The following is an 18,671-nucleotide window of genomic DNA, read 5'->3' as shown; positions in this document are numbered from 1 at the left end:
GCCGCGCGCATCACCCTGGCTACCGTCAAGCCGCCGCGTGACCGGCGCACAAGGCTTCGCCCCGATGACAATTGCTCAGCGAATCAGCATGGCTAAACGGAGCTCCCCCCATAGAAAAAATCTCGATCCGATCAGCTCAAAGAAGGCTAATGAGCTTGCTGATATCGCCGACGAATCTCACCATCTTCGCCTGAAGACTAGCGTATTCCGCTGGCTCCACCGCTCTCGGCATGAAGCCGCCCAGGTCCGGGACATAGGGACCCTGCCGAAGCTTTTCCCAGTCCTCCCAGAGCACCCTGCATGCATCAACCGCCCCAGCGATCCGGCGGCACATGAGGGCTTGCTTCGGATCCACTTCCAGATGCTTTCGTACTTCCTCAAAGCTCGCTTTTGCCACGCTTGCCGCAGCGATGATGTCCAGCAACTTTGCCTCAACGTCGTCTTGCTCGCCCTGCTCGGCGGAAAAAATCCCAAGCTTAAGCTGGATTACAAGAGGCCTCATTGTATGTCGGGCCAGGTTACGGCGCGCTGCAGACTGCTGACCCAAGGCCTTATTTGCTCGCTTGAGCTCTTCATTAACGAGATCCATAGATTTCCTATGGCTCTCATTTGCAATTGCCAAATTTACCTTGTTCTGCCGCTGCCCGACGAGCATAGCGACAACGACTGCGAATGCGGACAGGATTGCTTGCGCCCATGCTGCCTGAACAACCAAAGCGTCCTCCTTTGGGAGGTCAGTCGGGTCCAAAAAGATCCTATTGCTCGCAAGCCAAGCGATCAGCGCCACAAGAGCAACCAATCCGATAAATCCTGCTATCCAACCCCACTTCTTCATAGCTCCCCTTCGCGCTTCGCCAGAAAATCTCTCAGCCAATTATCAGCACTTCACGCGAGCGAAGACAGCGTATCCGGTAGGAGCACTCTTTGATTGGTCCAATCCTCCAGTTCGAAGACCTTCAGCAGCTCTGCAAGCCGGGCGAAAGCCCCCGCCTGTCGACCGTCGAAGCATGGGCGCGGCGTTGCGGCATCCGCTATCAGTACGACGGAAAGGGCGGCATATGGACCACGGCCACCGCTCTGGACGCCGCTCTCGGCGTGAACCGAGCAGCCGCGAACTCAGACTCTTACCCTACCGACCTATTCTGAAATGACCCCACGCGCCCGAAAGCATCAACCAAATATCCCAGATCACATCGACCAAGCGAAGATCCCAAAAGGCGTCTACTGGGACCCCAGCGGCCGCGGTAGGTGGTTCGTTTTTGAGGTGGAGGGTGGCAAGAAGAAGCGGCGGACAGTTGCCGGGCCGAGCGCAAAGCTCTCCGATCTGTTTGCCATTACCGAAGCCAGCACCCAGTCGGGCACGGTCCAATGGGTCTGCGATCAGTACCATGACAGCCCCAAGTTCAAGAAGCTCGCCAAAGGAACGCGCGACGACTACAGCCAAGCTCGCGATGTCATGCTCAGCTTTCCAACTTCCCTGGGCGTCAAGTTCGGGCAGCTGCAGGTAGCGCGACTCCGCAACTCGAACTTTCAGCGACTTGTCGATCGCATCGAGGCTGACGGCACGCCGACAAAAGCCAACAAGGTACTGCGTTACTCGCGGCTGGTCTTTCGCTGGGCGCTCAACCGAGGCCTTGTCCCCCACAACCCAGCACAAGGCCTTGAATCCGCCCAGGAGCGAAAACGGCAGAGGCTACCGACGGATGCCGCTTATGACGCACTCCTTGCCTTCGCTCGCGAGCGGGGAACACGCGGCTCGCACACCGAGGGCTCTGTCCCGCCCTATCTCTGGATCGTGATGGAGATCGGCTACCTGTGCAGGCTGCGCGGCGTCGAGACAATTACCCTGACCGACGCACACGCGCATGAAGAAGGCCTGCATACCAATCGACGAAAGCGTAGTCGTGACAGCCTGGTCGAATGGTCGCCGCGCCTTAAAGCGGCTTGGGAGGCGGCGATAGCGCTGCGACAATCCGTTATTGATCGCCACGCACTGCCTGTCCAACTTCGAGCGGAGCACCGCTTCTTGATCCTTGCGCAACATGGCGAGCCAATTCAGAAGTCAAGCCTAGATAGCGCTTGGCAGCGCTTCATTCAAATGGCGCTTCGTGAGGGCGTCATTCGGGAAGACCAACGCTTTGGAATTCACGATCTGAAAAGGAAGGGTGGCACCGACACCGAAGGTAATAGAGCTGATAGGCAGGACGCCCTAGGCGTGAGCGATGCCATGATGAAGGTTTATGACAAGAGCGTTCCCCGAGTCAAGGCATCCCGCACTGTTGAGTAAGGCATTAACCAGACCGCTTACTCAGGATCAATACTTGCGAGCTGCACCTGCTCATCCTCCAACATCCTGATCGCACTTCCGATTTCTTCCTGCAACTCCCTACCTACGGGTGAAACGGACTTCCAAGATGTAGCACTATCCTCGAAGTCAATCTGCTGGACGGCATTCATACCTGCAGCGGCCAATCTACCAAGCATCTCAGCGATCTTTCGATCATGAAGTCTGGATCGCACTGGGAGCATAAAGGAAGCTTGCAGTCGCATGGCCTCCAAGTGACGCTCGAAGTCCTCTCCAACTAGTTGGTGGGCACTCAGGCTGCGCGGAGCTCGCGAGCATAGGGAGCCCGCGCGCATGAAATCCGTCACCATCGGTTGAAGCGAAAGCAGATTTGCACGCTCTGACTCTATTCGACGCGCGCGAAGTGTATCGAGCCGCACCTCCCTTCGGCTGGCCAATGCATCTTTGCGACGACTATTTTCCATGAAGTGATCGCCAATGACCTTCAGCAACCAACCCAGAAAAACACCAGCCAACGCCCCCCATCCAGGGCTACTAGGCCCTGACAGCGCTGTCGCGAAAATTAGGGTAGAAAAATAATCTCCATTCATCCCATTACACCAGCGAAAGACTATGGATGGTGCCTTTGCGGTACCAACATCTACGGCCAGACCGAACTATCTAACTCGCGATCGCCTAAACACAACGATGTCTCATGATGATCAGACGAATGGCGGAAAAATCAGGATCTACGCCGATACGTATCGGCGGTGCATCAAAGCCGCAACTGGAACCCCTGCCTAGACAGCGGCCTGACCCTCTTTCACGACGAAATCGAGCGGAACTGTCGTCTCTGCAATCCTAAGAGTAACAGCGTACTTGCCGGCCTCGGGAATTGGAAAGTCCTTGAGATGCAAATTAAGTATGTTCTCTTTTTCGGTGAACAACCGAACGGGCCCGGCATCAATTTCAGGATAGAGATCAGGCGGCCCAGAAGGAGAGCGGGCGGAGAACTTAATCGGGACCTCGCACTCTTCTAACGTTTCTAATTGAAGATAGAAATGCAAAGAAGAGAGCTTTGTAGGAAAAAGCTCCCCCTTAGGCAGCGCTATCTCTCGCCGGGGGTATACCCCGACAAGGGAGACCTTATTGTCAGCCTCTCTACGAACATCCTCGCAAATAATCGAGTTAACAATAACTAACGACATAATCACACGCTCCAAGCGGCAACGGAAATTCGTCGCTCGTCAGGCGCGAACGCCCCGACCCTTTCAGCGCCACGACTTTTTGCCCTAGAAATATTATCGATCAGACTCGTAGTTACCGACAGAGAATCATCAATAACAGCGTGTACCACTGCATAGGAAATTAGGTTTTCAACCGTAAGCAGCTCAGACTTCTGCCTCGGCCGCATGTCCGAAACAGCAAGCCCGCAGAATTGATATACGATGTGAACGTACTCCGATTCGACTTTCTTAAGCAGAACCAGTTCCGACGAACCAACACCACGAGTAGCTACCGCCACTCTTGTGCGTTTGACGACAAGCTCGACAGCATCAATTATGCGACCTAAGGCAAAAGTACCAAGCAGTATCCCAGCCACACCGCCAAAAAGAATGAGCGGAAGTAGACCCCCCGCTAGACCGTCTGCAACTGCGCCTGATTGCAGGAAATACCCCACAGTAAGTACAGACACTATGAGCCAGGCACCGCCAGAAATTAGCCGCAAAGGTCCCATTATTCCTTACTCCTGAGCATCGCGCGAACACCACACCAAGGATCTCTCCAACCGACCTCTCCAACCACCATTAGAAGCACCAGAACAGAGGCGCACCAATATATAGCAAGCCTATCTGTGCAAAGGGTGATGATCGCCGCGACCCAGGCCATAAGGATCACAAGGCGTACATGTCCAATCCGTCGCATCGTGCGAGGACAGGTGTGATCGAGCGACACCAATCCACCTCCATAGATCTCCTTGTCTTGCACTTGGCTGGTGAAGAGAGCCCAGAGCACGATAGAGGTGATGACCCCAAACATCCTAATTGCCTGCTGCAGATGGCCGGCCCCCTCGAGCGTACCCAAGCAGTACGCGATGAACCACGCGACGAATGTGCCGGCAGCGATGCCAAAGACGGGCGACATGTTCGTCGCCCAGCGCCCCCCTGTTTCAGCGTTGCTCACCATCACCCCTCCTTGAGTGGAACAATGATCGCACGATGGCTGCGTTGCCAGCCAGCTATTACGGAGCTATTTACGGAGCGCATGAAAAAGGCGCCCACCAGGCGCCTTAAGTCATTGATGCAATTGGTGGGCCGTGATGGATTCGAACCATCGACCAAAAGATTAAAAGTCTTCTGCTCTACCAACTGAGCTAACGGCCCATTGCATCCCCGACGTGACGCCGGGGGTGCGCATTCTAACGCATCTTCGCGCTCATGCGTACCCGGCCCGCATCACACGTAGTGGGTCGGGTCCGGCACGCCGGCATCGGTGAAGCCCTGCGCGCGCAGGCGGCAGGCATCGCAGTGCCCGCAGGCGCGGCCCTGGTCGTCGGCGTTGTAGCAGGACACGGTCAGGCCGAAGTCCACGCCCAGGCGAACGCCTTCACGCACGATATCGGCCTTGCTCAGGAACTGCAGCGGCGCGTGGACCTGGATGCCCGCACCTTCCACGCCCGCCTTGGTGGCCAGGTTGGCCAGCGTCTGGAAGGTCTGGATGAATTCGGGGCGGCAATCCGGGTAACCGGAATAATCCACCGCGTTGACGCCGCAGAAGATGTCGTTGGCGCCCAGCACCTCGGCCCAGCCGAGTGCGACGGACAGCATGATCGTATTGCGCGCCGGCACGTAGGTGACCGGGATGCCCTCCCCGCCCGCTTCAGGAACGTCGATGTCATCGGTCAGGGCCGAGCCACCGATGCTGCGCAGGTCGACATTGACGGTCTTGTGGGCGACCGCGCCGAGCGCGCTGGCGACGGCGGCAGCGGCATCGAGTTCGGAGGTGTGGCGCTGGCCGTAGCGCACGCTCAGGGCGTGGACGGCGAAGCCCTGCTCGCGGGCGATGGCGACGACGGCGGCGGAGTCCATGCCGCCGGACAGAAGGACGACTGCTTTTTTCATGGGGGTGTTTCCGGTGGTTTGCGGGGAACCAGCACGCTGTCCCGCGCCGGACGTCTTTACTGATGGTGAGGCCTGGTCGATGGCAAGCGCAGCGCCGTAGCGCTGCAGCCGCCGTTACCTCCCGGGTTCGTCATTCCACAACAGCTTGTGCAGCTGCATCTGGAACCGCACCGGCAGCCGATCAGCCACGATCCAGTCGGCCAGCTCACGCGGGCTGACCTCGCTCTTGCTCGGCGAGAACAGCACCATGCTGCGCTCATTGAGCCGGTGCTCGCGGACCATGCCGCGGGCCCATTCGTAATCCTCACGGCTGCACAGGACGAACTTGATCTGGTCGCGCTTGGTCAGCAGCGGCAGGTTCTCCAGGCGGTTGCGGGCCATTTCGCCGGAGCCGGGGGTTTTCAGGTCGACCACGCGCGACACGCGCGGATCGACGGCGCTGACATCCAGCGCGCCGGAGGTTTCCAGCGAGACGTCCAGGCCGGCATCGCAGAGCTTCTCCAGCAGCACCAGGCAGCGCTTCTGCGCCAGCGGCTCGCCACCGGTCACGCAGACGTGGTGAACGCCCTGGGCCAGCACCTCGTCCACGATCGCGTCGATGTCCCACCAGGTGCCGCCATGGAAGGCGTAGGCGGTATCGCAATAGGTGCAGCGCAACGGGCAGCCGGTCAGGCGCACGAACACGGTCGGCCAGCCGGCGGTATCGGCTTCGCCCTGCAGGGACAGGAAGATCTCGGTGATCTTCAGTCGCGGCAGCGGGGACTGCACGATCTCACTGGGGAGTGCGGCAGCAGCGGACAGAGTGGTGGTCATGGCGGTGATTCTTGGCGGACGGCTTCGGAAACGACAACAGCCGGGCATGGCCCGGCACGGAGGACCGGGCAGCGCCCGGTTGGCAATCCATCATTATACCGGGCCCGGCCGCAACAGCGGCCCGGGGCGGGTTCAGCGGATCTGCTGACCCAGCCGGATCGACTGAAGACGGTCCTGCGCGGTGCGCGCGGCGTCGGAGCCGGGATACGTGGACACGACCTGTTCGAGAGTCGCCTGGGCCTGGTCGACCTTGCCTTCGCCATACTGGGAAAGGCCGATCTTGAGCAGGCCACCGGACGCCTTGTCATGGGTCGGGTAGCGCGAGATGAGGTCGCGGAACTGCGCCTCAGCCAGCGGGAAATTACGGGTGGCGTAATAGCTTTCGCCCAACCAGTACAGCGCGTTGGGGGTATAGACGCCGTTGGGGTACAGCTCCAGGAAGCTCATGAACAGCTGCGCCGAGTCGTCGTACTTGCCGGCCTTGAGCGCATCGAAGGCGACATTGTAGGCGGTGCGTTCATCGCCACTGGCGGCCAGGCTGCCGGCATCGCCGTGCACGCTTGGCGGCCGCTCGGAAGCGGCCGTTGCCGGTTTCGGGGATGCAGCGGGGGCAGGCGCGGCTGCGGCCGGGGCGGCAGGAAGCACGGGGGCTCCACCTTCCAGGCGGTTCAGGCGGCTGTCCAGGTCCAGATACTGGTCCTTGGCGGACTGCTTGAGCTGGTCATTGTCGTGCTGCAGCTGCTCGACCTGCGACTGCAGGGCCTGCAACTGGGTACGCAGCTGATTCAGCTGATTGAGCATGTCCATGTTGGACTGGTTGTTGTTCGCCTGCTGCTCAAGCGCGCCGACGCGGTCGGCCAGACTCTGGCGCTGCGCATTGGCCGGTGCGGCAGCCACGAGGGCTGCCGCAACGATCATCGATAGAAATCGAAAGCGCATCTATTACTGAGCCGTGTACACGATCTCGACGCGACGGTTCTGCGACCAGCAGGACTCGCCCGACTCGGTGCAGACCGGACGCTCTTCACCGTAGGACACGACGGTCAGCTGCGAAGCCGAACCACCGTTGGCCTGCAGTGCCGAGGACACGCCGTTGCCACGACGCTCGCCCAGGGCCTGGTTGTAAGCGCGCGAACCGCGCTCATCGGTGTGGCCCTGCAGGGTCATGCGCGAGGACGGACGGTCACGCAGGTACTTGGCGTGGCACGCCATGATGGCCTGGAACTCCGGCTTGACGCTGTCCTGGTCCAGATCGAAGTACACCACGCGCTGGCGCAGGCAGGAATCGGTATCCAGATCACCCGGACCGTACAGACCCGAGGTGGACGGGCCGGTCGGAGCGGTGGTGCTGCCGGTATCAACCGGGGCAGCCGGCACTTCCTTGACCTTCTTGGAACAACCGGCCAGGGCGGCCACGGACAACAGGGAGACAAGCAGAACGCGGGTGGTCTTGTTCATGGCGATACCTTTGAGGCTCCTAAAGCCGGATGAGGGATGAATACGGCGAAATCTTAACACTCTGTTAGCGCTTTGTACGGTATGGCGACCAAGAAGGCTCGCGAACATCACCGTCCGCCAGAACCAGCCGCTGGCGCACGCGCGCATCGGCCGAAACGGCGTACAACACTCCACGACCCCCCTCACGGGCGGCGTACAACACCATGCTCGCGTTGGGCGCGAAGCTCGGCGATTCATCCAGCGACCCTGGCGACAGCGTGTTCCAGCGGGCCGAGCCCGTGCTGCTGTCCATCATCGCGATCTTGTAGGTGTTGCCGCTGCCCTGGGCGACCACCAGCTTCTTGCCGTCGTAGGACAGGCTCGGGGTGGCGTTGTAGTTGCCCTGGAAGGTCACGCGCGACGCGCTGCCACCGCTGGAAGCCACCTGGTAGATCTGCGGGCGGCCGCCACGGTCGGAGGTGAAGTAGACGCTGCTGCCATCCGGGCTCCAGGTCGGCTCGGTATCGATGGCGAAGTGGTTGGTCAGCTGGGTCAGCTGCTTGCTGCCCAGGTCCATCACGTAGATTTCCGGGTTGCCGCTGCGCGACAGCGACAGGGCCAGGCGGCGGCCATCCGGCGAGAACGACGGGGCGCTGTTGATGCCGCGGAAGCTGGTGACCAGCTCACGGCCACCGCTGGAGATGTTCTGGATGTAGATCGCCGAGTTGCCGCGCTCGAAGCTCACATAGGCCAGCTTGTTGCCGTCCGGGCTCCAGCTCGGCGAGAGCAGCGGCTCGGCCGAGCGCACGATGGTCTGCGGATTGAAGCCGTCCGAATCGGCCACCATCAGTGCATAACGCATGGCATCGCCCTTGCCGCTGGCGGTGACATAGGCAATGCGGGTCCAGAAGGCGCCGCGCACACCGGTGATCTTTTCATAGATGGCGTCGGCCATCTGGTGGGCGACATCGCGCATGGCGTTGCCACGGGCGGTCATCGCCAGGCCCAGCAGGCGCTCGCCCTTGGGCACGTCGTACAACTCGTACTCGACGCGGTAGGCGCCAGCGCCGGCGTCCATCACCCGGCCGACCACGATGTAGTTCTGCTTCAGCGCGCGCCAGGTAGCGAACTGGATCTCGCTGCCACGGGTCGGCTTTTCGACGATCTGGGCTTCCGGCAGATTGCGGAACTGGCCGGAACGGTCCAGGTCGGCACGCACCACGGCGGCCACATCGGTCTGCGGTGCACCGGCCGACCCCTGATACGGCATGGGGACGACGGTGATCGGCGTGGCGGAGGCATTGCCGCCAATGATGTCGATATCCAGCCCCTTCTGCTGCGCCATGGCAGCGAAGGGCAACAACAGGGCCGCAACAACGGCAAGCCAACGAGGCATTTTTTTCATGGAGCGCTCAATAGGGGGGAAACCAGAACGAGGGATAACAGGACCGCGGTGAACAGTTTCGCAATCATGAACCAAGGCCGTGTGAATTCCGAGTCACCGGGCGCACAAAACTCACACACCGTTAACCCCTCCAGGCGCCGTCGGCCTGCGCGGCGACCGGTGGCGCGCGGCTGCCACGACCGCTGATCCGGCGGGATCAGCGGCCTGCCGCGTCAATCCTGGGCGGTGAACGTGAAGTTGATGGTGCGCGCGAACACAGACTCGAAGCCGCGGTACGGCAACGGCTGGGCATTCAACACGGCGGCCTCGATCGAACGGCGGCCTGCCTCGTCGAACGGGCAGCTGCCGCTGACCTTGGCCTGGATCACCTGCCCACCGGGAATCTGGGTGATCGAGACCTGGCAACGCTGGCCCAGCGGGACCGAATCCGGACGGGTCCACTGTGCCGAGACCTTCTGCTGGATGGCCGCCGCGTACTTGGCGCTGAGATCGTCACTGGTGCCACCAGCACCGGCGGCCGGCTTGGCGGCACCGGTCGCCCCGGCGGTCGAGGCCGAGGCATTGGCCGCACGCGCGGCCGTGACCTGGCGCAGCTTCTGTTCGGCCAGCTTGGCTTCGTTCTCGGCCTGGGCCCGCTTGCGGCGGATTTCAGCGAGTTTCTTGTCGCGCTCGGCGTCGGCCTTGGCGTCGTTGGCCTTCTGTTCCTGCTCGGCCAGCTTCTTCTTCTCGGCTTCTTCCTGCTGCTTGGCCAGGCGCAGCTTCTGCTCGGCCTGTTCCTGGCGCTTGCGCTCGGTCAGGTCGATCTGTTCCTGGCGGCGCTTGGCTTCCTGCTCCTGCTTGGCCTTTTCCGCCGAGATCGCCAGCGCGTTGACCGCTTCCTGGTCGACCGTGTCGGGCTGGGCGATGCGCTCCTGCGCCTGCGACTGCTGCGGCGTCGGTGCGTCCTGCGGGCGCGGCTCGGGCAAGGGCTGCGGTGGCGGCACGGTGTCTTCCGGAATGGGCTCGGGCTCGGCGACCGGCTCGGGCAGGTCCGGCAGCGTTTCGGAGGCCCGCAGGGCCTGGCGGGCGGCCGAGGCTTCCGAGGCGGACAGCTGCAGGCTGGCCTCGATCGCCGGATCGCCGGCGGCCGCTTCGGTGGTGCGCTGCGGCGACCACAACCAGGCGGCGATGAAGATCAGGGCCAGCAGCAGGTGCACACCGAGCGCCAGCGCGATCGGCAGACCCCACTTCTCTTCAGGCTGACGCTGCGGTGGCAGGGCTTCAGCGTGCATCGGTCGCCAGGCCCACCTTTTCCACGTTGGCGCGCTTGATCACGTCCATGGCCGCGACCACCTTCTCATACGCCACGGCCTTGTCGGCGGCGACGATCACGCGCAGGTTCTTGTCCTGCGAAGAAAGCGCGGACAGCTGGGCCTGCAGCCGGGCCGCATCCATCGGTTCCGGATCCTTGGCCTCGGGCAGCTTCAGGCTGAGCTGGCCATCCAGGCGGACGGACACGATCACCGGATCCTGCTTGCTCTCCAGCGCCTTGGCCTGGGAGGTCGGCAGATCCACTTCAAAGCTCAGCGTGAGCAGCGGCGCGGTCACCATGAAGATGATGAGCAGCACCAGCATGACGTCGATGTACGGCACGACGTTGATTTCGGATTTGAGCTTTCGGCGCTTGCGGCGGCCAATGGCTGCGGTCATGGCAGGACTCCTGTGCTGGGCGCTTACTCGTCGCCCGCGGTCTGACGCTGCAGGATCGAGCTGAACTCTTCTGCGAAGGTTTCAAAGCGCACCGACATGCGCTCCACGCGGGTGGTGAAGCGGTTGTAGGCCCATACCGCCGGGATCGCCACGAACAGGCCGATCGCGGTGGCGAACAGGGCTTCGGAGATACCCGGGGCGACCGAGGCGATGCCGGCCTGTTCGCCGCTGTTGATCATGTCGTGCATGGTCACCATGATGCCGAACACGGTGCCGACCAGGCCCACGTACGGGGCGGTCGAGCCGATGTTGGCCAGCAGCTCCAGGCTGCGCTCCATCTGGTCCACTTCACGGGTGTAGGTGGTGCGCATGGCGCGCTGGGCGCCCTCAAGCTGGGCACGGCCATCCAGGCGACGCTTGTCGCGCAGGCGGGTGAACTCGCGGAAGCCCGATTCGAAGATCGCTTCCAGGCCGCCGACCTGGCGGTTGCGGTCGGTCGCCGAGCTGTACAGCTTGCCCAGGTCCGCACCGGACCAGAAGCGGCTTTCGAACTCGTCGGCGGCGCGGTTGGCGGCGTTGAACACGCGTGCCTTGCGGAAGATGATCACCCAGCTGATGAACGAGCCGGCCAACAGCAGCAGCACGATGATCTTCACGGGGATGCTGGCCTTGATCATCAGGTCCAGGTAATTGATGCCACCGCCATGCGCGGCTTGGGCGACAGTCTGCGCCGCGGCGCTGGTGACTTCCTGCGGCAGCGCTTCGGTCACCGTGGCCTGCAGGGCCAGGAGCATTGCGATCATCCGTTGTTCCTCAGTATGCGGATTCTGGAAATTCGAGGTGTTTCAGCGCGGCATGCAGTGCATCGTCCATGCCACGCGGTTTGAAGGTGGTTGCATCCAGCGCGGCGATCTTCACCTGCGCGGTCAGCAGTGTTTCCCCGCCCCGGCACACGGCCTGCGCGAATACCATGCTGGCGCGCTTGCACTGCACCAGCGTGGCGGTGACATCCAGCGCATCATCCAGGCGCGCCGGTTTGAGGAAATCCATGGTCATGCTGCGCACCGCGAACACCAGGCCGTGGTCGCAGCGCATCCGCTCCTGACCATACCCCAATGCGCGCATCCATTCCGTGCGCGCCCGTTCCATGAAGGCCACGTAGCGGGCGTGGTACACCACCCCGCCAGCGTCGGTATCTTCCCAGTAAATGCGTGTCGGCCAACTGAATCGGGGCTCAACCCGGGGCTCAACCGACATCCGGGACCTCCGCGAACAGGTCCGCCGGGGGGTTCTTCGGCTTCAGCCCCATGTGCCGGTAGGCCTTGTGCGTGCACATGCGCCCCCGCGCGGTGCGGATCAGGAAGCCCTGCTGGATCAGGTACGGCTCGACCACGTCTTCCAGCGTGCCACGTTCTTCGGACAGCGCCGCCGCCAGCGACTCGATGCCGACCGGGCCACCATCGAAGTAATCGACCATGGTCCGCAGCAGGCGCCGATCCAGCTCGTCGAAGCCCTCCGGATCGACCTTGAGCATCTGCATCGCGGCCTGGGCCACGTCCTGATCGATGTGGCCGGCCGCCTTCACCTGGGCGAAGTCGCGCACGCGGCGCAGCAGCCGGTTGGCGATACGCGGGGTGCCGCGCGAGCGCCGTGCGATCTCGGCCGCGCCTTCGGCGGTGCAGTCGATGTTGAGGATGCTGGCCGAACGCCGGACGATCTTCGTCAGCTCTTCCGGGGTGTAGAACTCCAGCCGGTGCACGATGCCGAAGCGGTCGCGCAGCGGCGCGGTCAGCAGGCCTGCCCGGGTGGTCGCACCAATCAGGGTGAACGGCGGCAGATCGATCTTGATCGAGCGGGCCGCAGGGCCCTCACCGATCATGATGTCGATCTGGAAATCTTCCATCGCCGGGTACAGCACTTCCTCCACGACCGGCGAAAGGCGGTGGATTTCATCGATGAACAGCACATCGTGCGGCTGCAGATTGGTCAGCAGCGCGGCCAGGTCACCGGCCTTTTCGATCACCGGGCCGGAGGTGACGCGCAGCGCGACCCCCAGCTCGTTGGCGATCACATGGCTCAGGGTGGTCTTGCCCAGTCCCGGCGGCCCGAAGATCAGCACGTGGTCGAGTGCGTCGCCACGGGCCTTGGTCGCCTCGATGTAGATCGACAGCTGCTCGCGCACTGGCGCCTGGCCGAGGTAATCGGCCATGCGCTTGGGGCGGATGCTGGCGTCGGTGCCCTCGTCTTCGCGGGTGGCACCGGCGGCGATAATGCGGTCGTCGGTCATCCCGCGATTATGCGGCAAAAAGGGGCGTGATCCGCGCCCCGGTAGTGCCGGCCGCTGGCCGGCTCCGCACGATGCAGGGGTCGTGGGGAGCCGGCCAGCGGCCGGCACTACCGGGAATGCATCGGAGGAAGCGCCCCTTGTTGTTCACGAAGGCGCGGGGATAAGGGGAAATGCCGCCGGGGCCCACGGTTTGCATCGCAAACTGTGGGCAGCGCAGGTGGAGATTAAATCTCCACCTGAGCCCCAAGCTCCACGAGCCGATTACCCGGAATCCGGAAGAACCCGGTCGCCGGCGCGGCGTTCCGGTGCATCAGCGCGAACAGTTTGTCGCGCCAGATCGGCATGCCGCGGTTGGCGGTGGCCACGATGGTCTCGCGGCTGGCGAAGAACGTGGTGTCCATCGGGTCGAAGTAGATCCCGCCGTGGTCGCACGAGCGCATCAGCGCCAGCGGCACGTCCGGGGTCTCCATGAAGCCGAAGCGCACGTAGATCCGATAGAACTCATCACCCACCGATTCGATCTTCAGGCGCTGGCCAGAGGGCGCGTACGGGACCGGCAGGGTCACCACGTGCAGGAACACGTTGCGCTCATGCAACACCTTGTTGTGCTTGAGGTTGTGCATCAGCGCGTGCGGGGCCACCGAGGGATCGGCGGTCAGGAACACGGCGGTGCCCGGTACCCGCACCGGCGGAGCCAGCATCAGGCCCGGCAGGAAGGTATCGATCCGGATGCCATCCTTGCGGATCTCATCGCGCAGCAGCTCGCGGCCACGCCGCCAGGTGCGCATCATGGTGAACAGCACGATGCCCAGCACCACCGGGAACCACGCGCCCTGCAGCAGCTTGGCGCCGTTGGCGATCACGAAGCCCAGGTCGATCACGAAGAAGATCACGCACAGCGGCAGGATCCAGTTGCGTGCCTTCGGCCACAGCGCGCGCGCGACCAGCGCCAGCAGCAGGGTATCGATCAGCATGGTGGCCGACACCGAGATACCGTAGGCCACCGCCAGATTGGAGGAGCTGCGGAAGGCCAGCACCAGCCCGATCACCATCACCGCAATGCCCCAGTTGATGCCCGGGATGTAGATCTGGCCGATGGTGTCGTGCGAGGTATGGGTAATGCGCATGCGCGGGATGTAGCCCAGCTGCATGGCCTGGCGCGAGACCGAGAATGCGCCGGTGATCACCGACTGCGAGGCGATCACCGCCGCCATCGTGGCCAGCACGATCATCGGGTACAGGCCCCACTCCGGGACCGCCTCGAAGAACGGGTTCTTGACCGCTTCGGGGTTCTTCAGCACCAGGGCGCCCTGCCCCAGGTAGTTCAGCACCAGGCATGGCAGCACGAAGTAGTACCAGGCATGGCGGATCGGCTTGGCGCCGAAGTGGCCCATGTCCGCGTACAGCGCTTCGCCGCCGGTCACCGCCAGCACCACCGCGCCGAGGATGAAGATGCCGTGCCAGCCGTGCTCCATGAAGAAGCGCAGCGCCCACATCGGGTTGAAGGCCTTGAGTACTTCGGGGGCATCGACGATGTTCCAGATGCCGATGGCCGCCAGCGAAATGAACCAGATCGAGGTGATCGGGCCGAACAGCTTGCCGATCTTGGCCGTGCCGAAGCGCTGCACGGCGAACACCGCCAGCAGCACCACCACGGTGATCGGCACGATGAAGTTGTGCAGGCCCGGGGCCGCGACCTCCAGGCCCTCGACCGCACCCAGCACGGAGATCGCCGGGGTGATCACGCCATCGCCGAAGAACAGCGAGGCGCCGAAAATGCCGAGGATGCCGACCACATAGGCCGAGCGCGACCCGTTGCGCAGCGTGCGCTGGGTCAACGCCATCAGCGCCATGATGCCGCCCTCGCCGTCGTTGTCGGCGCGCATGATGATGGTGACGTACTTGAGCGTCACCACGATGTTCAGCGCCCAGAACGCCAGCGACAGCACGCCCAGCACGGTGTCATGGTCGCTGTTGAGACCGTAGTGCGGGGAGAACGCTTCTTTCAGCGTGTACAGCGGGCTGGTGCCGATGTCGCCGAACACCACGCCGATGGCGCCGATCATCAGCGCCATGCCGCCGGCCGCGGGCGCGTGGCCGTGCGGGGCCTGGCCGTCGCTGTGCTGGGGGGAAGTGGTGGACATGAGGCTCCGGGCGGACGCGGTCGGTGGTGTCGGTGTCAGGAAATGGCAGGCGCGCGGCTCAGCGCAGCGCCGCCTGCAGGGCCTTGCGGATCACCGTGGCGACATCGTCACCCTCGGCATTGGCATCGCGCGCCATGCGCGCGGCCTCGGTCGGCTTGTAGCCCAGCTGCTGCAGGGCCACGGTCGCCTCGGAGACCGGATCGGTGGCCGGTGCCGCACCGGCGATCGGCGCGCCGCCGCCACCGAAATGGGCCGCGCGGTCGCGCAGCTCCAGCACCATGCGCTCGGCGGTCTTCTTGCCGATGCCCGGGATGCGGGTCAGCGCGGTGATGTCACCGGCCTGCAGCATGCGCGCGAACTCGTCCACGCTGACCCCGGAGAGCACGGCCAACGCGATCTTGGCGCCGATCCCGCTGACCTTCTGCACATCGCGGAACAGGCGGCGCTCACCCTCGCGCAGGAAACCGTACAGCGAGACGCTGTCTTCCTTCTGCGCGTAATGGGTGAACAGGGTGACCTCGCGGCCCAGCTCGGGCAGATCGTAGAAGGTGCTCATGGGCGCCTCCAGCTCATAGCCGACGCCATTGACGTCCACCATCAGCCACGGCGGCGCCTTGTAGGCCACGATCCCGCGCAGACGACCAATCATGCAGTGTTCCTCATTTCCGGCTCCAGGCCTGGCGGGCATTGACGCCCAGGCGCAACGCCGTCGCCCGGACGTGGGCGTGGGTGATCGCCACGGCCAACGCATCGGCAGCGTCGGCCTGCAGCTTGGTTTTCAGGTTGAGCATGAGCCCGACCATGTGTTGGACCTGTTGTTTTTCCGCGCCACCGCGGCCGACCACGGCCAGCTTGATCTCGGTGGCGGCGTACTCGCTGACCGGCAGGTCGCGCATCACCACGGCCGAGATGGCGGCGCCGCGCGCCTGGCCCAGCTTCAAGGCCGAATCCGGGTTGCGCGCCATGAACACCTTTTCGATGGCCACTTCGTCGGGGCGGTATTCCTCGACCAGGGCGGTCAGGCCGACCACCAGCAGCTTCATCCGCTGCGGGAAGTCATCCGCGCCCAGCAGCACCAGCGGCAGGTGATGCACATGCACCACCTTGCCGGCGGCGTCCACATCAATGATGCCCACCCCGGTGCGCTGCGAACCGGGGTCGATGCCGAGAATGCGGGTCATGCGGCACGCACACGGCCGCCCGTGGCCCGGAAGGGACACATGCGGCGGGGATAACAGGGAACGGCGGGAGTCATCATGGTCCGCATTGTCCGCTCACCGGTCGCGCAAAGCGACCGGTGAAGCGCCTGCTCAGGCGTAGGCGTCCGCGCCGAGCTCGGCGTTGGAGAACACGTCCTGCACATCGTCCAGGTCTTCGAGCATGTCCAGCAGCTTCTTGACCTGCAAAGCGGTGTCGCCTTCGACCTTGATGTCGTTGTCGGCGCGGTAGGTGATTTCAGCATGGTCCGGGGTGAACCCGGCGGCCTCCATCGCATCCTTGACAGCGTGGTAGCTGTCGGCCGCGGTGACCACGTCGATCGCCCCGTCTTCCGGGTAGACCACGATGTCGTCCGCGCCGGCCTCGATCGCCGCCTCGGTCACGGCTTCTTCGTCCGCACCGGCGCCGAAGTGCAGCACGCCCAGGCGCTTGAACATGAACGACACCGAGCCTTCCGTGCCCATGTTGCCGCCGCACTTGCTGAACGCATGGCGGACATCGGCCACGGTGCGCACGCGGTTGTCGGTCAGGCAGTCCACGATCACGGCCACGCCACCGGGGGCATAGCCCTCGTAGCGGATCTCTTCGTACTCGACGCCTTCCAGCTCACCGGTCGCCTTCTTGATGGCGCGCTCGATCACGTCCTTGGACATGTTCGACGACAGGCCCTTGTCCATGGCCACCCGCAGGCGCGGGTTGTTGTTGGGGTCGCCTCCACCGCCGCGCGCGGCAACGCCGATCTCGCGGATGATCTTGGTGAAAATCTTGCCGCGCTTCGCGTCAGACGCGTTTTTGCGGTTCTCGATGGAGGGGCCTCTACCCATGGGGTGACTCTCGTGTTTCTGTCAGGAACAGGGCGCGAATTCTACCTGATCCGCCGACCTGCCCGTGTCAGTGCCGGGCCCGATCAGGCGGCGTGGGCCGCGTCGTCCCGGCGGAACCGGCCATCGCGCAGGAAGGCGGCGGTCTGGCGCGCGGCATCCGGCGAGAATACCAGCCCGCTGTGGCTGGCCGGGATCACGCAGTGGTCGGCCAGGCCCGGCAACTGCGTCTCATCCAGCGCCACGGTGCCATCGGAGGCATCGCCACAGGCGCCCAGCAGGCTGCCCAGCCCGTGCGGGACGGAGCCGGCGATCAGGCCGACCTGCGCCCTGCCCTCCCAGGCCGGCAGGCCATCCAGCAGCAGTTCCGAGCTGCGCCCCAGCGCCAGCGACCAGCCGTGATCGCTCAGCGAGCGCGCGGTCACACTGCCACGCAACGGGGAGCCGAGGCAGACCACCCGCGACACCGGCAGGTCCGGCGCGCGCCGCAGCGCCTCCAGCGCGACCAGTCCGCCCAGGCTGTGCCCGACCAGCGAGACCGGGCCGCTGTCCTTGAGCCGCTCCAGCAGTTGCGGCACCGCCACCTCCGGGCCCCCGAACACGCTGGAGTACCCGAAGGTATCCACGGCGAAGCCACGGGCACGCAGACGCCAGGCCAGCGGGCCGACCCACGCGCGCGCATTCCAGATGCCATGCAGCAGTAAAACAGGGGGATTCATGGTGTCAGCCTAGCCCGTTGGGCGGGGCGCCTGCAGAAGGAAACAGCGTCATTAGACGAATGGACCGGACAACGGCAGGTGAAGCCGTCGCGGCCCTTCAGGATCCGGCTCAGGCGGCCGTTGGCGGGCGGCGCAGGATGAACTCCAGGTCGAGCACCTTGCCCACCGGGAACGCGTAGGTGCCGACCTTGCTGAAGCCGTAGCGGGCGTAGAAGCGCTGTGCACCGAAGTTTTCCGACCACACCCCCAGCCACACCGTGCGCGGGCCCTCGCGTTCCAGCCAGGCCAGCGCGGTTTCGAACAGACGACTGCCCCAGCCACAGCTCTGCTGGTCCTTGATCAGGTACAGGCGCTTGAGCTCGCCATCGCCGGGCTGCACCTCGGCATGCGGCAGTCCACAGGGGCCGGCTGCGGCGTGGCCCACGGCAACACCGTCCAGCTCCAGCAGCCAGACCGCGTAATCAGGGTGTTCGAGGATGATGCGCTGGCGCTGCGCCGGGTAGGCCTCGTCGAGGAAGGCCTGCAGGTCCTCGGGCGGGTACAGATGGCCGAAGGTTTCCACGAAGGTACGCGCGGCCAGCACCGACAGGGTCTGGGCATCGTCCGGGGTGGCGCGGCGGATGGTGTAACGGCCTGGGGTCACGGCGGGAGCATCGGCATCGGCGGGAGCCGTCAATTTACCTGAACGCTGCGGCGATGGCGCCGCGTGACGATCAACGTTTTCGATCATCA

23 protein-coding genes and 1 tRNA gene are annotated in these 18,671 nt (G+C 63.8%); 2 read left to right on the top strand and 22 right to left on the bottom strand.

Features of this window, described 5'->3' with window-relative positions:
* Nucleotides 1–136 precede the first annotated feature (136 nt).
* Entirely contained in the window at nt 137–835 is a 699-nt protein-coding gene (locus tag ABE546_RS08215) for a hypothetical protein (RefSeq protein WP_346463226.1), read from the bottom strand.
* Nucleotides 836–924: 89 nt separating this feature from the next.
* Here ABE546_RS08215 and ABE546_RS08210 point away from each other — a divergent pair, with 89 nt between their 5' ends.
* Both ABE546_RS08210 and ABE546_RS08205 read left to right on the top strand, forming a co-directional pair.
* Nucleotides 925–1,146: a hypothetical protein gene (locus tag ABE546_RS08210; protein WP_346463224.1), complete on the top strand. Its 222-nt coding sequence runs from the start codon at nt 925–927 to the stop codon at nt 1,144–1,146.
* Nucleotide 1,147: 1 nt separating this feature from the next.
* Complete coding sequence (locus ABE546_RS08205) at nt 1,148–2,287, top strand: integrase (protein ID WP_346463222.1); 1,140 nt, start codon at nt 1,148–1,150, stop codon at nt 2,285–2,287.
* A 17-nt stretch (nt 2,288–2,304) separates the two neighbouring features.
* Here ABE546_RS08205 and ABE546_RS08200 read toward each other — a convergent pair whose 3' ends face one another.
* The 21 genes from ABE546_RS08200 to ABE546_RS08100 form a co-directional block, all read right to left on the bottom strand.
* Nucleotides 2,305–2,895, bottom strand: coding sequence for a hypothetical protein (locus tag ABE546_RS08200; RefSeq protein WP_346463220.1), 591 nt, complete (start codon nt 2,893–2,895; stop codon nt 2,305–2,307).
* A 189-nt stretch (nt 2,896–3,084) separates the two neighbouring features.
* The gene (locus tag ABE546_RS08195) at nt 3,085–3,492 is read right to left on the bottom strand and encodes a hypothetical protein (RefSeq protein ID WP_346463219.1); all 408 of its coding nucleotides are present in this window, start codon (nt 3,490–3,492) and stop codon (nt 3,085–3,087) included.
* A gap of 2 nt (nt 3,493–3,494) precedes the next feature.
* Entirely contained in the window at nt 3,495–3,980 is a 486-nt protein-coding gene (locus tag ABE546_RS08190; RefSeq protein ID WP_346463217.1) for a hypothetical protein, read from the bottom strand.
* 41 nt (nt 3,981–4,021) lie between these two features.
* Complete coding sequence (locus ABE546_RS08185) at nt 4,022–4,468, bottom strand: hypothetical protein (protein ID WP_346463216.1); 447 nt, start codon at nt 4,466–4,468, stop codon at nt 4,022–4,024.
* Between the two features lie 124 nt (nt 4,469–4,592).
* Nucleotides 4,593–4,668, bottom strand: a tRNA-Lys gene (locus ABE546_RS08180).
* A gap of 72 nt (nt 4,669–4,740) precedes the next feature.
* Nucleotides 4,741–5,406 carry a 7-cyano-7-deazaguanine synthase QueC gene (queC, locus tag ABE546_RS08175; protein WP_346463214.1) on the bottom strand — a complete coding sequence of 222 codons (666 nt, stop codon included), beginning with the start codon at nt 5,404–5,406 and terminating at the stop codon, nt 4,741–4,743.
* Between the two features lie 114 nt (nt 5,407–5,520).
* Nucleotides 5,521–6,219: a 7-carboxy-7-deazaguanine synthase QueE gene (gene queE / locus ABE546_RS08170; RefSeq protein ID WP_259259409.1), complete on the bottom strand. Its 699-nt coding sequence runs from the start codon at nt 6,217–6,219 to the stop codon at nt 5,521–5,523.
* A gap of 132 nt (nt 6,220–6,351) precedes the next feature.
* Complete coding sequence (gene ybgF / locus ABE546_RS08165; protein WP_313210423.1) at nt 6,352–7,158, bottom strand: tol-pal system protein YbgF; 807 nt, start codon at nt 7,156–7,158, stop codon at nt 6,352–6,354.
* A 3-nt stretch (nt 7,159–7,161) separates the two neighbouring features.
* Nucleotides 7,162–7,677, bottom strand: a complete 516-nt coding sequence (gene pal, locus ABE546_RS08160) for a peptidoglycan-associated lipoprotein Pal (protein WP_121039134.1) — start codon at nt 7,675–7,677, stop codon at nt 7,162–7,164.
* Nucleotides 7,678–7,741: 64 nt separating this feature from the next.
* Nucleotides 7,742–9,061, bottom strand: a complete 1,320-nt coding sequence (tolB, locus tag ABE546_RS08155) for a Tol-Pal system beta propeller repeat protein TolB (RefSeq protein ID WP_346463212.1) — start codon at nt 9,059–9,061, stop codon at nt 7,742–7,744.
* A gap of 212 nt (nt 9,062–9,273) precedes the next feature.
* The gene (tolA, locus tag ABE546_RS08150; protein WP_313210418.1) at nt 9,274–10,332 is read right to left on the bottom strand and encodes a cell envelope integrity protein TolA; all 1,059 of its coding nucleotides are present in this window, start codon (nt 10,330–10,332) and stop codon (nt 9,274–9,276) included.
* The gene (gene tolR, locus ABE546_RS08145; RefSeq protein ID WP_019185220.1) at nt 10,322–10,750 is read right to left on the bottom strand and encodes a protein TolR; all 429 of its coding nucleotides are present in this window, start codon (nt 10,748–10,750) and stop codon (nt 10,322–10,324) included. Before tolR ends, tolA begins: the two co-directional genes overlap by 11 nt.
* Nucleotides 10,751–10,773: 23 nt before the next feature.
* Nucleotides 10,774–11,553 carry a protein TolQ gene (gene tolQ / locus ABE546_RS08140; RefSeq protein ID WP_346463210.1) on the bottom strand — a complete coding sequence of 260 codons (780 nt, stop codon included), beginning with the start codon at nt 11,551–11,553 and terminating at the stop codon, nt 10,774–10,776.
* Between the two features lie 10 nt (nt 11,554–11,563).
* Nucleotides 11,564–12,007, bottom strand: coding sequence for a tol-pal system-associated acyl-CoA thioesterase (gene ybgC, locus ABE546_RS08135; RefSeq protein WP_313219724.1), 444 nt, complete (start codon nt 12,005–12,007; stop codon nt 11,564–11,566).
* On the bottom strand, nt 11,997–13,037 hold the full coding sequence (gene ruvB / locus ABE546_RS08130; RefSeq protein WP_121039149.1) for a Holliday junction branch migration DNA helicase RuvB: 1,041 nt from the start codon (nt 13,035–13,037) through the stop codon (nt 11,997–11,999). Before ruvB ends, ybgC begins: the two co-directional genes overlap by 11 nt.
* Before the next feature lie 224 nt (nt 13,038–13,261).
* Nucleotides 13,262–15,112, bottom strand: coding sequence for a potassium transporter Kup (locus ABE546_RS08125; RefSeq protein WP_313210516.1), 1,851 nt, complete (start codon nt 15,110–15,112; stop codon nt 13,262–13,264).
* 127 nt (nt 15,113–15,239) lie between these two features.
* A complete protein-coding gene (ruvA, locus tag ABE546_RS08120; protein WP_313210410.1) occupies nt 15,240–15,830 on the bottom strand; it encodes a Holliday junction branch migration protein RuvA in 591 nt (196 codons plus the stop codon).
* Nucleotides 15,831–15,840: 10 nt separating this feature from the next.
* Nucleotides 15,841–16,362, bottom strand: coding sequence for a crossover junction endodeoxyribonuclease RuvC (gene ruvC / locus ABE546_RS08115; protein WP_121039160.1), 522 nt, complete (start codon nt 16,360–16,362; stop codon nt 15,841–15,843).
* 129 nt (nt 16,363–16,491) lie between these two features.
* Nucleotides 16,492–17,223 (bottom strand): YebC/PmpR family DNA-binding transcriptional regulator, encoded by a 732-nt coding sequence (locus ABE546_RS08110; protein ID WP_313210407.1) that lies wholly within the window; start codon nt 17,221–17,223, stop codon nt 16,492–16,494.
* A gap of 83 nt (nt 17,224–17,306) precedes the next feature.
* The gene (locus tag ABE546_RS08105) at nt 17,307–17,939 is read right to left on the bottom strand and encodes an alpha/beta fold hydrolase (RefSeq protein ID WP_313219722.1); all 633 of its coding nucleotides are present in this window, start codon (nt 17,937–17,939) and stop codon (nt 17,307–17,309) included.
* A gap of 109 nt (nt 17,940–18,048) precedes the next feature.
* On the bottom strand, nt 18,049–18,582 hold the full coding sequence (locus tag ABE546_RS08100) for a GNAT family N-acetyltransferase (RefSeq protein ID WP_313210403.1): 534 nt from the start codon (nt 18,580–18,582) through the stop codon (nt 18,049–18,051).
* Between the last annotated feature and the right edge of the window lie 89 nt (nt 18,583–18,671).

This window comes from Stenotrophomonas sp. TWI377 (assembly GCF_039674525.1).
GTDB lineage: Bacteria > Pseudomonadota > Gammaproteobacteria > Xanthomonadales > Xanthomonadaceae > Stenotrophomonas.
Note: the sequence above shows the minus strand (reverse complement) of the source record. Positions and strands in the feature narration are given on the sequence as shown.